This is a genomic window from Streptomyces sp. NPDC007875, from assembly GCF_042868035.1.
Taxonomy (GTDB): Bacteria; Actinomycetota; Actinomycetes; order Streptomycetales; family Streptomycetaceae; genus Streptomyces; species Streptomyces antimycoticus.
The window spans coordinates 238,536-253,564 of record NZ_JBIADZ010000012.1 but is presented as its reverse complement, the minus strand read 5'-3'; the positions used below and the strand labels follow the sequence as shown (position 1 = coordinate 253,564).

Annotated in this window: 12 protein-coding genes; 5 read left to right on the top strand and 7 right to left on the bottom strand. The window is 71.1% G+C overall.

The features are described from left to right. Positions 1-31: 31 nt before the first annotated feature. The 6 genes from ACFYOY_RS25640 to ACFYOY_RS25615 form a co-directional block, all read right to left on the bottom strand. The gene (locus ACFYOY_RS25640) at positions 32-910 is read right to left on the bottom strand and encodes an ABC transporter substrate-binding protein (protein ID WP_388589818.1); all 879 of its coding nucleotides are present in this window, start codon (positions 908-910) and stop codon (positions 32-34) included. A 56-nt stretch (positions 911-966) separates the two neighbouring features. Then, positions 967-1,722, bottom strand: coding sequence for an SDR family NAD(P)-dependent oxidoreductase (locus ACFYOY_RS25635; protein WP_388589815.1), 756 nt, complete (start codon positions 1,720-1,722; stop codon positions 967-969). Continuing rightward, complete coding sequence (locus ACFYOY_RS25630; RefSeq protein WP_388589812.1) at positions 1,719-2,390, bottom strand: TetR/AcrR family transcriptional regulator; 672 nt, start codon at positions 2,388-2,390, stop codon at positions 1,719-1,721. Before ACFYOY_RS25630 ends, ACFYOY_RS25635 begins: the two co-directional genes overlap by 4 nt. A 97-nt stretch (positions 2,391-2,487) precedes the next feature. Then, positions 2,488-3,729 (bottom strand): thiolase family protein, encoded by a 1,242-nt coding sequence (locus ACFYOY_RS25625; RefSeq protein ID WP_388589810.1) that lies wholly within the window; start codon positions 3,727-3,729, stop codon positions 2,488-2,490. After that, positions 3,726-4,370, bottom strand: coding sequence for a CoA transferase subunit B (locus tag ACFYOY_RS25620; protein WP_351888552.1), 645 nt, complete (start codon positions 4,368-4,370; stop codon positions 3,726-3,728). The genes ACFYOY_RS25625 and ACFYOY_RS25620 overlap by 4 nt, the downstream gene beginning before the upstream one ends. Then, positions 4,370-5,152, bottom strand: a complete 783-nt coding sequence (locus ACFYOY_RS25615) for a CoA transferase subunit A (protein WP_351888549.1) — start codon at positions 5,150-5,152, stop codon at positions 4,370-4,372. Before ACFYOY_RS25615 ends, ACFYOY_RS25620 begins: the two co-directional genes overlap by 1 nt. A 271-nt stretch (positions 5,153-5,423) precedes the next feature. Between ACFYOY_RS25615 and ACFYOY_RS25610 the strand changes: the two genes are divergently transcribed. The 5 genes from ACFYOY_RS25610 to ACFYOY_RS25590 all read left to right on the top strand — a co-directional run bounded on the left by ACFYOY_RS25610 (position 5,424) and on the right by ACFYOY_RS25590 (position 13,429). Then, positions 5,424-6,479, top strand: coding sequence for a maleylacetate reductase (locus tag ACFYOY_RS25610; protein ID WP_351888546.1), 1,056 nt, complete (start codon positions 5,424-5,426; stop codon positions 6,477-6,479). Positions 6,480-6,549: 70 nt separating this feature from the next. After that, on the top strand, positions 6,550-7,419 hold the full coding sequence (locus tag ACFYOY_RS25605) for a dioxygenase (protein WP_351888543.1): 870 nt from the start codon (positions 6,550-6,552) through the stop codon (positions 7,417-7,419). A gap of 134 nt (positions 7,420-7,553) precedes the next feature. Next, on the top strand, positions 7,554-10,457 hold the full coding sequence (locus tag ACFYOY_RS25600) for a BTAD domain-containing putative transcriptional regulator (RefSeq protein WP_388589805.1): 2,904 nt from the start codon (positions 7,554-7,556) through the stop codon (positions 10,455-10,457). Between the two features lie 127 nt (positions 10,458-10,584). After that, positions 10,585-11,073, top strand: a complete 489-nt coding sequence (locus ACFYOY_RS25595; RefSeq protein ID WP_351888537.1) for a flavin reductase family protein — start codon at positions 10,585-10,587, stop codon at positions 11,071-11,073. 136 nt (positions 11,074-11,209) lie between these two features. Further along, positions 11,210-13,429 carry a LuxR C-terminal-related transcriptional regulator gene (locus ACFYOY_RS25590; protein WP_388589802.1) on the top strand — a complete coding sequence of 740 codons (2,220 nt, stop codon included), beginning with the start codon at positions 11,210-11,212 and terminating at the stop codon, positions 13,427-13,429. Between the two features lie 19 nt (positions 13,430-13,448). On the opposite strand, the gene ACFYOY_RS25585 is transcribed toward ACFYOY_RS25590, so the two are convergent. Next, positions 13,449-14,984, bottom strand: a complete 1,536-nt coding sequence (locus tag ACFYOY_RS25585; RefSeq protein ID WP_388589799.1) for a 4-hydroxyphenylacetate 3-hydroxylase family protein — start codon at positions 14,982-14,984, stop codon at positions 13,449-13,451. Positions 14,985-15,029 lie beyond the last annotated feature (45 nt).

Here is a 15,029-nt window from a genome sequence, read left to right as displayed (position 1 = left end):
TGCGCCGCGACAGCGCGCACGTCCCAGGCTCCTAGGGGGTGATGGTCGCGGCGCGGTAGAACTCGGCCGCCGTGACGGTGGCCGGGACGCCGAGTTCGGCGGCGACCGCGCTGATCGCGGTGGCGCCGATGGCCAGGTCGGCTTGGCCGTCGGTGGTGAAATACGGTGCGATGAACGTCTCGTAGTGGGCTCGGGCTTCCTCCGCGGTCTGTCCGCCGAGGAACGTCTGCATGTGCCGCACCGTGGTGTCGGGGTCGTCGCGGATCACCTTCAGGGCGCGCCGGTGGGCTCGTACGACGGCCTGGACCGCGGGGTCGTCCGGTGGGATGTGGGTGGGGTCGACGGCCACGCCGACGGTGGGGATCTGGAAGTGGTCGCCGACCCAGGCCAGCACCTGCCAGCCGTGCTCGGCGGCTACCGCCTCCGGTGCCACGGTGCTGCCGACGTAGGCGGCGTCGATGCTGCCGTCGTGCAGCGCCCGCAGGTCCAGACCGTAGTCCCCGGGCGGGCGGACGACGGTGTGGAGGTCGCGGTCGGGGTCCAGGCCCGCCTGGCGCAGCACGATCCGGGCGAAGCACCCGGGTGCGGTGTGGGGGGCGTGTACCGCCAGCCGCCGGCCTGCCAGGTCGGCCAGGGAGGTCAGGCCGGGGCGGGCCAGGAACCAGAACAGCGGGCGGTGGGTGTTGACGTTGAGCGCGACCCAGGGGGTGCCGTCGGCCAGGCGGGAGAGCAGCGCCCGGCCCAGCCCGATGGTGGCGCCGCGGCGCAGCCGCTCTTCGTCCCAGGTGCAGCCGTCGCGCAGCGCGACGTGGACGCCCTCATCGGCGTAGTAGTCCTGCTGGTCGGCGATGTAGGCGGCCAGTTCTTCGTGCAGGCCCCGCCCGACGTAGGCGAGATCGATGGTGTGCATGAACACCTTTCCTCGTTCGTGTCACCGCCATGCGGCCGCGCGTGCCGCGGGCGCGGTCAGTACATAAACATTCCGCCGTTGACCGCGGCCGTGGTGCCGGTCATGAAGGCGTTGTCCTCGCCGGTGTAGAAGGCGACCGCTTGGGCGACGTCGGCCGGGTGTGCCAGGCGGCCCAGTGGGGTGGCGGCCACCTGCCGCTGCTTGTGCGTATCGTCGAAAACATCGGCCATGCGGGTGTCCTCCACCGGACCGGGCGCGACGATGTTGACCGTGATGCCCTGCGGGCCCAACTCCTGGGCGAGGTACCGGGCGAACTGCTCCAGGGCGGCCTTGGACGTGCCCAGCGCGATCATGCCCTCCCGGGGCCTGCGGCTGAGGCCGGTGCTGAGATAGACAATGCGTCCCCAGCCCTGTTCGGTCATGGCGGGCAGCACGGCTTTGGTGACCGCGAACGCCGCATGCATCTCGGCGTCGAGCTTGCCGCCCAGTTCTTCCCACGTCATGTCGTGGAACGACGTGACCGCATACGGGATGAGCGCGTTGTGCACGAGCACGTCAATGCCGCCCCATGCCGCCTGGACCTGCTCGACCATGCTCGCGATGGCGGCCACCTCGCGCACATCGGCCCGCACGGCCATGGCCTGGCCGCCCGATGCCTCGATGTCGGCCACGACCTCCTCGGCCGCCGTTTCGCTGCGGAGGTAGTTGACCACCACGCGCATCCCTCGCGCGGCCAGAAGGCGCGCGGTGGCCGCTCCGATTCCGCTGCTGGCTCCGGTCACCAATGCCACCCTGCCGGTCGCCTCGGTCATGGGCCCTCCTTTTCATCGCGGTCTGCCGGGGTCGCCACCCGGGGCTGTTCTTCGCCGGCGCCGGGGGGTGCTGAGCGGATCGCCCCATAGAGCACGGTGTCGACGGTGGCCCGCAGCAGATCGGCCGCGGTCCAGTCGAGTTCGTGCGGCAACTGCGAGGTGAGCAGCCGTTCCAGCGCGCCGCGGGTGATCTCACTCAGCAGCTCGGGCGGCGTCGCCAGCAGTTCCCGCCGGTGCCCGTCGCGGAACAGCTCGTCGAGCCGCCGGTAGACCACCGCGTCCACTCGCTGCTCCACGTACTGGCGCAGCATCGCGTCGCCCCGGCCGGTCGCGAGCTGGGCCGCTCCGATCCGGCCGAGCTCCGTGCCCGCCGCGATCAGGAACCGCTGTACCCGTACATCAAACGGCTGCCCCGGTGAGTCCTCGGCCGCCGTCAGCGTGCGCTCCACCGCCGCGAACTGCCGATCCAGCACCGCGGCCACCAGGCTGCGCTTGTCCGGGAAGTGACGGTAGATCGTCTTCTTGCTCATCCCGAGCTCACGAGCGAGATCGTCCATGCTCACCCGCGCGAAGCCCGGCGCGAAGAACAGCCGGCCGGCCGCCTCCACGATCACATCGGCACGCTGCCCGTCGGGCGTGGAAACTGCAGAAACTTCATTTGTTTCCATGGTTTCCACAATGATCGCACACCCCTGTGCTGTCAAGACAGCGACGTGCGCGGCATGGACGCGCAGCCGGGGCGACGAAGAGGCGGGCGAATCCGGGTCAGCGTTCGAGGACCAGGGCGAGGCCCTGGCCCACGCCGATGCACAGGGTCGCGATGCCGGTGCCGGAGCCGCGGCGGGCCAGTTGGTGGGCGACGGTTCCGGCGAGGCGTGCGCCCGAGGCGCCGAGTGGGTGCCCGAGGGCGATGGCGCCGCCCTGTGGGTTGAGGATCGCCGGGTCGAACTCGGGCCATTCGGCCACGCACCCGAGGACCTGTGCGGCGAAGGCCTCGTTCAGCTCCAGCACGTCGAGATCGGCGAAGGTCCGGCCGGCCTTGGCCAGGGCCCGGTGGACGGCTTCGACGGGGGCGAGGCCGAAGTAGCCCGGGTCGATCGCGGACACTCCGGTGGCCGAGACGCGGGCCAGCGGCTCGCGGCCGGTGGCCTTCAGGCCCTCCTCGTCGGCCAGGAGCAGGGCGGCCGCGCCGTCGTTGAGCGGGGAGGCGTTGCCCGCGGTCACGGTGCCTCCCCCAGTCTCCGGCCGGGGGGACCCCCCTCTCGCTCCGCTCCCGCTGCGGAAGGATGGCTTGAGCTTGGCCATCGCCTCCAGGGAGGCGTCCGGGCGGACGCATTCGTCGGCCGCGAACAGGCGCGGGTCGCCCTTGCGCTGCCGGACCGGCACGGGGGCGAGTTCGGCGTCGAACAGCCCCTGGGCCTGGGCGCGGGCGGCCTTGCGGTGGCTGCCCAGGGCGAACTCGTCCTGCCGCGCGCGGCTGATCGTGTGCTTGTCGGCGATGAGTTCGGCCGACTCCCCGAGCGGGATGGTCCACTGCGGGGGCATCTCCGGATTGACCATGCGCCAGCCCAGGGTGGTCGAGTGCAGCTCGGCGTGGCCGGCCGGGAACGGCCTGTCGCTCTTGGGCAGCACATACGGAGCCCGGGTCATCGACTCCACGCCACCGGCGACCGCGATGGACGCGTCGCCGACGGCGATGGCACGGGCGGCCTGAATGACCGCCTCCAGACCGGAAGCGCACAGCCGGTTGACCGTCACACCCGGTACGGAGGTGGGCAGACCGGCCAGCAGCGCGGCCATGCGGCCGACGTTGCGGTTCTCCTCACCGGCGCCGTTGGCGTTGCCGAGGTACACGTCCGCGATGTGCGCGGGGTCCAACTGGGGGGTGCGGATGAGGAGTTCGCGAATGGCGTGGGCCGCCAGATCGTCGGGGCGTACCGAGGCCAGGCCGCCGTTGTAACGCCCGGTCGGTGTGCGCACGGCGTCGACGATGTACACGTTCTTCACTTCAGGCCCTCCGCGACGGTCAGTTCGGCACCGGTCTTGGCGATGATCTCCTCGATGTCGACGCCCGGTGCGCACTCGGCCAGCACCAGGCTCTCGTCGGTGATGTCGAGGACGCCGAGGTCGGTGATGATCCGGTTCACACAGCGCTTCCCGGTCAGCGGCAGCGCACACTCGGTGAGGATCTTCGGCGAGCCGTCCTTGGCCGTGTGTGTCATCACGACGATGACCCTGCGGGCGCCGTGCACCAGGTCCATCGCCCCGCCGATCCCCGTGATCATCTTCCCGGGGATCGCCCAGTTCGCCAGGTCCCCCCGCGCGGAGACCTGCATCGCGCCCAGCACCGCCACATCGATATGGCCGCCGCGGATCATCGAGAACGACAGCGCCGAGTCGAAGAAGCAGGCGCCGGGCAGCACCGTCACGGTCTCCTTGCCCGCGTTGATCAGGTCGGGGTCGACCTGCTCCTCGCCGGGATAGGGGCCGGTGCCCAGGATCCCGTTCTCCGACTCCAGGATCACTTCCACGCCCTCGGGCAGGTGGTTGGGGATCAGCGTCGGCAGCCCGATGCCGAGATTGACGTACTGGCCGTCCTTCAGCTCACCCGCGGCCCGGGCGGCCATCTCCTCACGGTTCCAGGCCATCAGCCGCTCACCGACCCTCGTGTCACGGGCACGGACACCGTGCGCCGCTCGATCTTCTTGTCCGCCGCCTGCTCCGCGGTGAGGGCCACCACCCGCTGCACGAATATCCCCGGCAGATGCACCGCGTCGGGATCGATCGCGCCCGGCTCCACCAGCTCCTCCACCTCCGCGATGGTCACCTTGCCCGCCATCGCGGCCAGCGGGTTGAAGTTGCGGGCGGACTTGCTGAAGACCAGGTTGCCGTGCCGGTCTCCCTTCGCCGCCCGTACCAGCGCGAAGTCGGTACGGATTCCGCGCTCCAGCACATAGGCGACCCCGTCGAAGGTCCGCACCTCCTTGGCCGGTGAGGCCAGCGCCACCCCGCCCGAGCCGTCATACCGCCAGGGCAGCCCACCCTCCGCGACCTGCGTGCCGACCCCGGCCGGGGTGTAGAAGGCGGGGATCCCCGCACCGCCGGCCCGCAGCCGCTCGGCCAGGGTGCCCTGCGGAATCATCTCCACCTCCAGCTCCCCGGCCAGATACTGCCGCGCGAACTCCTTGTTCGCCCCGATGTACGAGCCCGTCACCCGCCCGATCCGGCCCGCCGCCAGCAGCACCGCCAGACCCGACTCCATCGCCCCGCAGTTGTTCGAGACGACCGACAGGCCGCCGACGCGCCGCTCGAACAGCGCCTGGATCAACACGTTCGGCACACCGCTCAAACCGAATCCGCCCACCGCCAACGACGCACCATCCGGCACATCCGCCACCGCCTCCAGGGCCGTGGCGACCACTTTATCCATCTTTTCTACTCCACCCTTGGCCAATAGGGATCCATCGGACGCTGCTTCCGAAAGGCAATCTCAAGTATTCGGCCGGGTCGGCGGGCCCCCGACATCCCGCAGATGAGTGATATCGGTCAGGATCCCGCGGCCACGGTGTCGGAACCGGTCGCGTGAACACGGTATTTCGACATCGCCTCCCGTCATCGCCCACCGAATCCATTGACGTGCGAGATCCCAGTGCCGAGGCTTTATCCATAAACCGAGGAGCGGCGGGACCGAGGAAATTCTGATGAAGACATTCGTGCATCGGGGACAGATCACCAAGGTGGTTTTCGGCAGCGGTACGCGCAGCCGTATCCCTGAGGAGGCCGATGCCCTCGGGTGCGGTCGGGTGCTCATTTTGTGCACCCCTGGCCAAGTGGACCAGGCATCGGAGATCCGCGAGCTGCTGGGTGCCGCGGCGGTGGGCACGTTCACCGAAGCGGCACCGCACACCCCTGTCGAGGTCACGGAGAAGGCGGTGGCGTACGCCGAAACCGTGGAAGCGGACTCCGTACTCGCCATCGGCGGCGGATCGACCATCGGTCTCGGCAAGGCGATCGCCGTACGGACCGGTCTTCCGCAGCTGGCGCTGCCCACCACCTATGCCGGCTCCGAGATGACGCCGATTCTCGGAGAGACCGAAGGCCGCAAGAAGACCACTCGCCGACTGCCGCAAGTGCTGGTCAAGACGGTGGTGTACGACGTCGACCTGACGCTCACGTTTCCGGCGGCGATATCGGTGGTCAGCGGCATCAACGCGATGGCGCACGCCGTGGAGGCCCTCTACGCACAGGACCGCGATCCGGTCGCCTTCCTGATGGCCGGCGAGGCGCTCGATTCCCTCACGCGATCCCTTCCGGTCATCGCGTGGCGTCCGGACGACGCCGAAGCGCGGGCGGACGCGTTGTACGGGGCGTGGCTGGCCGGCACCTGCCTCGGCACGGTGGGCATGGCCCTGCACCACAAGGTGTGCCACGTGCTGGGCGGCACCTTCGGGCTTCCGCACGCCGAAACCCACACGGTCGTCCTGCCGCATGTGGTCGCCTACAACCGGTCGGCGGCCCCCGAGGCCATGGCACGCATCGCGTGGGCGCTGGCGTGGGACGACGCCGCGAGCGGCCTCTTCGACTTCGCCGGAAGGCTCGGCGCCCCCAGGGCGCTGCGGGACCTCGGCATGCCGGAATCCGGGATCGAGCAGGCGGCCGACCTCATCGTGCGGGACGGCTACTGGAATCCGCGACCGGTGGAACGGGACGCGGTACGCGCTCTCCTGACCCGCGCCTGGGCCGGCGAGGCGCCATGAACGTCACCCGGCGACGAACATCCCTCCGAGCCACTCCGTCAGCGAACACTCAACCACCACGGGAGCGCGCATGCGTGATCTGACGAGCGACACCATCACCGAGGCCATGATCTCGACCATGCGGGACACCAAGGACCCCCGCGTCGCCGAGATCCTGGAATCACTGGTACGCCACCTCCATGCCTTCGTGCGTGATGTCGACCTGACGGAGGAGGAGTGGGCCCGGGGAGTGGACTTCCTGACGCGCACCGGCCAGAAGTGCACCTCCACGCGCCAGGAGTTCATCCTGCTGTCCGACGTGCTGGGCGTCACCATGCTGGTCGACGCCCTGAGCAATCAGCGCCCCACGGAAGCCACGCAGAACAGCGTCCTGGGCCCCTTCTTCAGGGAGGACCGGCCGCAGCACGCCGACGCCGCCGACATCTCCGGCGGTCTGCCCGGCACCCCGCTGTTCTTCGAGGGACGGGTCGTGGACCGTACGGGAGCGCCGGTGGAGGGCGCCGCGGTGGACGTCTGGCACAGTGACGCGGACGGCCACTACGACGTGGATGTGCCCGGCCAGGTCGACCCGGCCATGCGCGCGCTGTTCCGGACCGACGAGACCGGACGCTTCGGCTTCCGTTCCATTCGCCCGTCCAGCTACCCGATCCCCGGTGACGGCCCGGTCGGCGAACTCATGAGCGCGACCAGCAGGTCGCTCATGCGTCCCGCCCATGTGCACCTGCTGATCGAGGCTCCGGGATTCCAGCGCGTGACCACCATGCTCTTCCCGTCGGACGACCCGTACCTGGACACGGACCCGGTGTTCGGGGTCAAGGAGTCGCTGATCGAGTCCTATGACACCTATGCGGCCGACGCCGGGCCGTGCAGCGAGCTGACCGACGAGCCGTACACCTTGCTGCGGCACACCTTCGTTCTCGAACCCCGCCCCGCGGACTGATTTCGACGAGCGGGCACACCGTCGAGAGGCGGTCATCCATGAGGAGCAGCGATCCGGGCGAGGCGGGTGGTGGCCTGCCTCGGTTGCCCGGTCATGTCATAGCCCGACCGAGGCTGGTCCGGAGAATCCATCGGTTGCTGGACCAGTACCCGGTACTCGTCATGGCCGCCTCGGCGGGGTCGGGCAAGACGACCGCCGCGGTCCAGGCCGCTGAGGCGCTGTCCGGGCCGGTCGCCTGGGTATCGCTCGCCGGGATGCCCGGCAACGTCGATCCCGGTGCCGAGGCGCTGACGCGCCGTCTCCGGGCGGCCGTCGAGCTCCATGTGCCGACCGCGGCGGCCGCACTCACCGACGCACCGGCGCGAGGACTCTCAGCCTCGGAGACCGGCGTCCTGCTCGCCCGGGCGCTCGCCGGCACGGAACTGGTGCTGGTGCTCGACCGCGTGGAGACGATCGGCGGGTGCCCTGGTGCGCAGGGGCTGCTCGACGCCCTGGCCGGGAACCTGCCGGACGGGCCGCGGCTGGTCCTGATCTCGCGCGTGGATCTGCCCCCTGACCTCGGAGGTCTCGGCGATGTCCACCGCGTCGCCTTCCTCGAGGACCCGGACCTGGCCTTCGAGGTGGCCGAGGCCGCCGAAGCCCTGCGGGCCGTCGACCGGGGCGACGACCCGTCCCGGCTGGTCGGGGCGACGGGCGGTTGGGTCGGCGGAGTCCTGTACGACTGGTGGGGTGCCGACGCCTCGGCCTCCGCCGTACAGCACGGGCGCCTCGCGGCCGACCTGCTGACCCAGCTCACGCCCGCGGAGAGAGCACTGCTCGTGCGCACCAGCCTGCTCGACGACGGTGTGACGGCCGAGCAGGCGAACGCCCTCGGACTGGCCTCGCCGGACCGGACGTTGGCCGCCCTCCGCGGGCGGCGGCTGCCGCTCAGCTGGTCCTCCGACGGGAGCCGGATGCTCGCCCTGCCGCGGTTCCGCCACCATCTCCAGCGTGAGATCGAGGGCCTGGACGCGGACACCCTGCGGGTGTTGCGCCGGGGGTACGCCACTTTGCTCCAGGGCAGGGGGCGGCACGAGGACGCGGTGTCCGAGCTGCTCATGAGCGGGGACACCGCCGCCGCCCGGGACGTGGCGGAACTCGCCCTGCCCGGCGTACTGGGGCGACTCGACCTGGCGACCGCCGAGAGCTGGCTCGACCGCATGCGCCCGGCCCCCACCCCGAGCCTGGCCTCGGCGGCGCTCCGTGTCGCCCTCGGGCTCGAACAGTGCTGGCGAGGTGTGCAGCTGGCCGACCACCACGGTCGTGCGTGGTGGGGCGCGCTCGCCGAACAGCCGGGCGGCGAGGAGGACTTGGCCCTGCTGGTGTGGTGTCTGTGGCACGTCGGGAGGATCGACGGAGCGCGCGAGATCCTTGGCGTCATGCCGCCCGGGCACCCCCGCGACATCGCGGCGGCCGTGCTGGCTCTGGCCGACAACAGCACACCCCAGCTCGCCCCGGACCTCCTCGACCGGGTCGCGGGCCCCCTCGAAGCCATGGTGATGCGCATCGCCTACCGCTCCGGGCATCTGCGCGAACTGCGGGACAGCATGTCCGGCGCCTGGCGGACCGTGGCGGGGACGCCATGGACGGTCGCGGCGCTGCGCGCCGAAGGACGTATCTCCCAGGCGGAGGAGGCGTACGCGGCGGTAGGAGACGCACCGGGGCCCGTCTGGCTGGCCGCCTTCGAGGCCGCCGAGCTGATGGCGGACCTCGGACGCCGGGACGAGGCGTGGCCCGCGCTGCTGGCCGGGCGACAGCGGATCGCCTCGACCGGATCCCGGGTGTACGAGATCCTCAGCCTGCTCCTGGAGGCGAAGCTGGCCCTGCGCCTGGACCGCGATCTGCCACGAGCCGCCCGGGCCCTCGCCGAGGCGGAGCGCCGAGGGTGCGCGCGCTACGCGTTCACCGCGGAACTGGCGGGCACCTGGCGAGGTCTGGAGCTGCTGCTGGCCGGCCGCGACCACGACGCCGTGCCCCACCTCACCACCGCGGTCTCCACCATGCGCGCGGGCGGCAGACGGGTGGAACTCCCCACCGCGGCCGTCTACTTGAGCGAGGCGCTGTGGCGCACCGGCGACGAGGACGGTGCGGACGCCGCCGCCGATCTGGCGCTGGAGGTGGCCACCACCCAGGGACCCCGCAATCTGCTGGTGCAGGCGCTGGAGGACATGCCCTCCGTCGCCGTGCGGCGGGCCGACGCGGAACCCACCCACTCCTCACGCTGGCACGAGCTCGTGTCCGCTCTCGCCACCGCGAGACCGGTGACCGGGTGCGCCGCACCCCGGCTGACACTCGAGGACTTCGGCCCGGTGCGGCTGGCCGTCGACGGGCGGGAGGTCCACCCGCGGCTGGCCAAGAGCGTCGAGTTGCTCGCCTATCTGCTGCACCAGCCCGCGGCGAGCGCAAGGCGCCGCCCTTTGGTGGAGGCGCTGTTCCCCGGACGGAGCGACACCACGGGGCGCAGCTACCTCCGGCAGGCCGTCTACCGGCTGCGCGAGGTGCTGCCCGACGGCCTGTCGCTCCGCCAGGACGGTGATGTGTACCGGCTGACACCGGCGTCCGCCGTCGTCAGCGACTCGGGAACCCTCCAGCGGCTGCTGGCGGAAGCCGCACGGCAGGACGGCGAGCACCGGTGGGACACCCTGCGGCGCGCCCTGGACATCGCCGAACGCGGCTCCTACTTCGACTCCCTCTCGACGCAATGGCTCGACACCAGGCGCGCCGAACTCGACTCCGCCCTGCTGCAGGCCCGCGTGGACGCGGCGACCGTGGCGCTGCACCTGGGCCGCGTCCGCGAGGCCCGTCGCCTCGCACGCCATGTGCTGGACAGCGATCCCTACCGGGAACAGGCCTGGCGGGTCGCCCTGTGCGCCGCCGAGGCGGCCGGCTCGGACGATGAACTGCTCGACCTGTACCGAGGCTATCTGCGCGTCATGGAGGAGCTGGGCGTGGCGCCGTCCGCCGATCTCAGACGCCTGGTCGACCGGCTGCGCCGATGAGCGGGCAGCCCGCGTGGACGCCCGGTGGCCCCCGGCCCACGAACCGATTTCGCCGGCGTTAACAGCCCGCGACACACACTGCATCGCAGGCACCAGGGTCCAGCCCCACTCTCACGGAGGTCCCCCGATGACTGAAACCCTCGACATCACCGTCGGTTTCCGAGCCACGATGAGCCGGCTCGCCACGGGCGTCAGCGTGATCACCACACGCTCAGGAGACACGCCCATCGGCATGACGGCCAGCGCCGTATCCGCCCTCTCCCTGGACCCGCTCCAGCTGCTCGTGTGCATCGCCAACCACCTGTACACCCGGACCGCGATCGCCGAGCACGGCCGCTTCGCCGTCAATGTCCTCGGCGAGGACAGCGAGGCCCTCGCGCGCAACTTCGCGGCTTCCAAGCCGGACAAGTTCGCGAGCGTCGAGACCTTCGACGACCACGGTGTGCCCGTGCTCAAAGACGCCATCGCGGTGATCGTGTGCGATGTCGCCGAGGCACTCCCCGGCGGCGATCACACCATCTTCGTGGGTGACGTCCGCTACTGCGACCACCGGACGGAGTGCCGGCCGCTGCTCCACTTCGCGGGCGGCTTCGGCACGCTCAGGGCTCCTCACTAGCGCGCATGGCAGCGGCCCGAAAGAAGGTCGCCGCGGGGCCCATGACCGGCCCCGCCGCCCCCGATGTCCGGCTCTCACGAGGCCAGCCAGGGACGTCAGGGCTCAGCCCGTCCCGACGACCCCACGTAAAGGTGCCATGACCAACTCCGTGCCCGCCTTCAAGCTGCATCCCCCGGTGCAGCCCCCGCATCTGCTGACCCGCCCGCGTCTGCTGCGCCGGCTCGACGCGATGACCGAGCCCGTGGTGGTGGTCTCCGCGCCGGCCGGGGCCGGAAAGACGGTGCTCCTGACCGAGTGGTCGCGCGGCCCCGCCGCCCGGGGAGAGTGCGCCTGGCTCGGCCTGGACGGGTACGACAACGCCCCGGGCCGGCTCTGGGCCGGCATCCTGCGCGCGCTGCGGGACGTACGACCGGAGTTGCCCGTCCGCCTCGACAGCGACGAGTGGACGCTCGACGCATGGCTCGAGGAGATCCTGCCGAGCCTGGTGGCCGGACTGGGCGGCGAGGGGCCGCTCACGCTGATCCTCGACGGACTGGAAGCGATCACGGACGCCGACGCGGTACGCAGCCTGTCGGACTTCCTGACCAGGCTGCCCGAGGGCTTCCGCGTCGTACTGTCGACCCGGCACGTTCCCGGACGGCCCGTTCCCACCCTGCGCGCCCGGGGCCTGATCGCCGAACTCGACCAGCACGACCTGGCCTTCACCCCAGGCGAAGCACAGGCGGTGCTCACCGGCCTGCTCGGGTCCGCTCCGGCCGTGGACATCTCCAGCGCGCTGTACGAGGCCACCGAGGGATGGGCGGCGGGACTGTGCATCATGGGGCGCGCCCTCGCCCGCTCGGCCAACCCGGCCGACACGGAGGGGAACGTGGCGCACGGCAGGCAAGCGGTGGCCGAGTATCTGGCCACCGAGGTGCTCTTCCGGCTCACCACGGAACAGCGCCAGTTCCTGCTGCGCACCAGTGTGCTCGACGAGCTGAGCACCGGGCCGTGCCAGGCCCTCGCCGGGGACCGGGCGGGCGTACTGCTGCGCGAGCTCGCCCGGACCGTGCAACTGCTCGTGCCCGTGGCCGCCGACCCGTCGGCGTACCGGCATCACCGGGCACTGGCTCCGCTGCTGTCCGACGTCCTCACCTCCGAAGGGCCGGACATCGTGGTGTCCCTGCACCGGTCCGCGGCCCAGTGGTACGCGCGGCAGGGGGAGACGACCGAGGCCGTACGGCACTGGGTGCTGGGCGGCGATGAGCCGGCGGCCGTCACCTCGATCCTCGGCGCCTGGGAGAAGACGATCTCGGCGGGCCGTGGTGCGCGGGTCTCGCAGTGGCTGGGCCTCCTGCCGCCCCGCACCGTCGCCACCGACGCACGCTTGTGCGTCGTGGCGGCGATGGCCGCCCTGTCAGGAGGCGCCCCGGAGACGGCCCGGCGCTGGCTGGACGTGGCCCGGCTCCGAGCGGCGGGACCCGAGACGGTCGGTGAAGGCAGCACGGTGTCCGACGCGGCCGCCGTCGCTCAGGCCGTGGCCTGCTGTCTGAAGGGAGAGGTCCTGACCGCCGACCGCCTCGGCGAATCCGCCGTCGCCGACGCCATGCCGCTCACTTCCTGGCGCGCCCTGGGCTGTACGGCCCGCGGCGCCGCTCTGCTGTGGACCGCCCGGTACGAGGAAGCGGAGACGCTGCTCGGCGAGGCGACTCGTGACGCGCACGCCGCAGGTCACGGCCTGGCGCTCGTTCGCGCGCTGGGACTGCGGGCGCTGTGCGCGCTGATGGCCGGACGGCAGGAGGCGGCGCGCATTCTGAGCGACGAGGCCCTGGAGGCGGCCGCGACGGCCGGCTTGGGCCGGCACTTCGTTGCCGTGCCCGCTCATATCGGCCGGGCCGGCCTCCTCCTCGAAGAAGGACGGATCGAGGAGGCCGAACGGGTTCTGGCCGACGCGGAGACGGCGCTGGCGGGCTCGCCCCGGACCGGGAGCGAACCCCACGTACGCGCGCTGTACCACGTCACGCGGGCGCGACTGGAGAATGCGCGGCACGACGCGGACGCCTCGCGGGAGGCCCGCCGGGCGGCCGAGCGGGCGGCGGACCGGTGTGAGTCACCCGGCGTCCTGACGGATCTGCTGAGGCGAGTCGGCGGGGAGGCGGTCGTGCCGCCCGCCGTGCCCCGCCCCCAGGACCTGTCGCTGGGGGAGCGCCGAGTGCTCCGCGCCCTGTGCGGCCCGCTGACCCTGCGGGAGATCGCCTCCGAGCTCTATGTGTCCCACAACACCGTCAAGACACAGGTACGGGCGATCTTCCGCAAGCTCGACGCGCACGACAGGAGCGGAGCGATCGCCAGGGCCCGGGAGTGCGGTGTGCTCTGATCCGGGCCCTGGCATTCCGCTACGAGGCGTCCTTGCCGGAAGCGTCCTGGCGCCGGGCGTAGTCCGCCTGAGCCGTGTACGCGGTCTCCTTCTCCTCGGCGTCGCTCACCAGCTCGATGCCGCAGACCTTGCGCGCGAGGTCCGCCATGCTGCCGCCCGGGGACATCTCGGCGCGCTTCATGGTGAGGGTGCGAATCGCCAGCAGGGGCGTGCCGTTGAAGTTCTCGAAGGTGCTGATGCGGTCGCCCCAGTCGGACAGGAACAGGTCTCGGATCACGCGGCTGATCTTCAGCCGGTCGTGCGGCCTGCCGACCGGTCCCGTCTGCAACGCCTCCAGCCACGGCCGCAGTTCGGGCCGCTGCCACTGCCCCTCGGTCGGGAAGATGAGCGAGGCACGACCGGCCAGGTCGACGACCTCGTGGACCATGCCCGCGATGTTCTCGAGGTAGAACGCCCGCCCGAAGTCGAACATCAGGACGTTCGGCTTGTAGAGGCCGCCCGGCGTGGTGAAGCCCTCGTCCTCCGAGGCGATCACATGCGCCTTGATCGTCTGGTGGAAGCCGGCGAACCGGGCGATACGGGTCTGCACCGGCGGCAGTTGGTAGGTGCCGATGTGCTCGGTCATCAGCAGCACCAGACCGAGCATCAGCTCGGCGCGCACCATCTGGCGCACCAGGGCCTGGTAGTGCAGCCAGTCGAAGACGCGCTGCGGGTACAGCGAGGCGTGCTTGGGGTTACCGATGTGGAACACTCGGCTCCAGGGGATGAGCACGTCCTCGAACACGATGACGCTGTCCAGCTCGTCCCCCTGGGAGGCGAGCGGGTGCTCGACGTCCTCGCCGTCCCGGACGTTGCTCTCCCGGCAGACGATGGTGACCCCGGGGGTGTTGGGCTTCACCGCCCCGAAGATGATCTGTTCCGGCAGAATGCCCGGCCGGTAGAAGACGCCGATGTGGATCCAGTCGCCGAAGGCCGCGCCGGTGCTGATCGCCTTCACACCCCGCACGGTGATGCCCTTGTCCGAGGTGCCGACCACCTGCAGGGCGGGGGAATCGGCCTGCGCGGCATCGCGCGAGCGGTCCGTCTGCGGGTCGACGAACGCCGGGGTCGTGTTGAGGTCGCCCTCCCGCACCTCGTTCCAGAAGTCGAGGATCCCCTCGGTCAGGTCCCTGCCGTCGGTGCCGACGGACTGGCTGCTCCAGGGCTCCGGGTCGTCCACGTAGGTCAGCAGGACGTAGTTGTTGACGTCCGGGGTGCGCGGGGTCGCCCCGCCGCCGAGCTCCCGCAGCACCGTCTCCATGTAGCGCCGCTTGCGCTGCAGGTCCTCCTTGGAGCGGTGCTGGAACCACGTCATGGACCGCCTGACGCCCTCTTCGTCCACGAACGTCATGGCGTCCTGGAGCTCCGGGCGGTGGTGCAGGTCGTAGAACTCCGCGAGCCTGCGGGCATACGCCCGGGTCTTGGGGTGCGTGGCCACGTTCTCGACGAGTTCGTCACCCACCCATACCGTGCGGCCGTCGTTCAGCGCCGCCAGGTATTCCTTGCCTGTACGCACGTCGTGCTCCTCTCCAGGGGCAAGAGATCTGGACGGTTCGGAGCA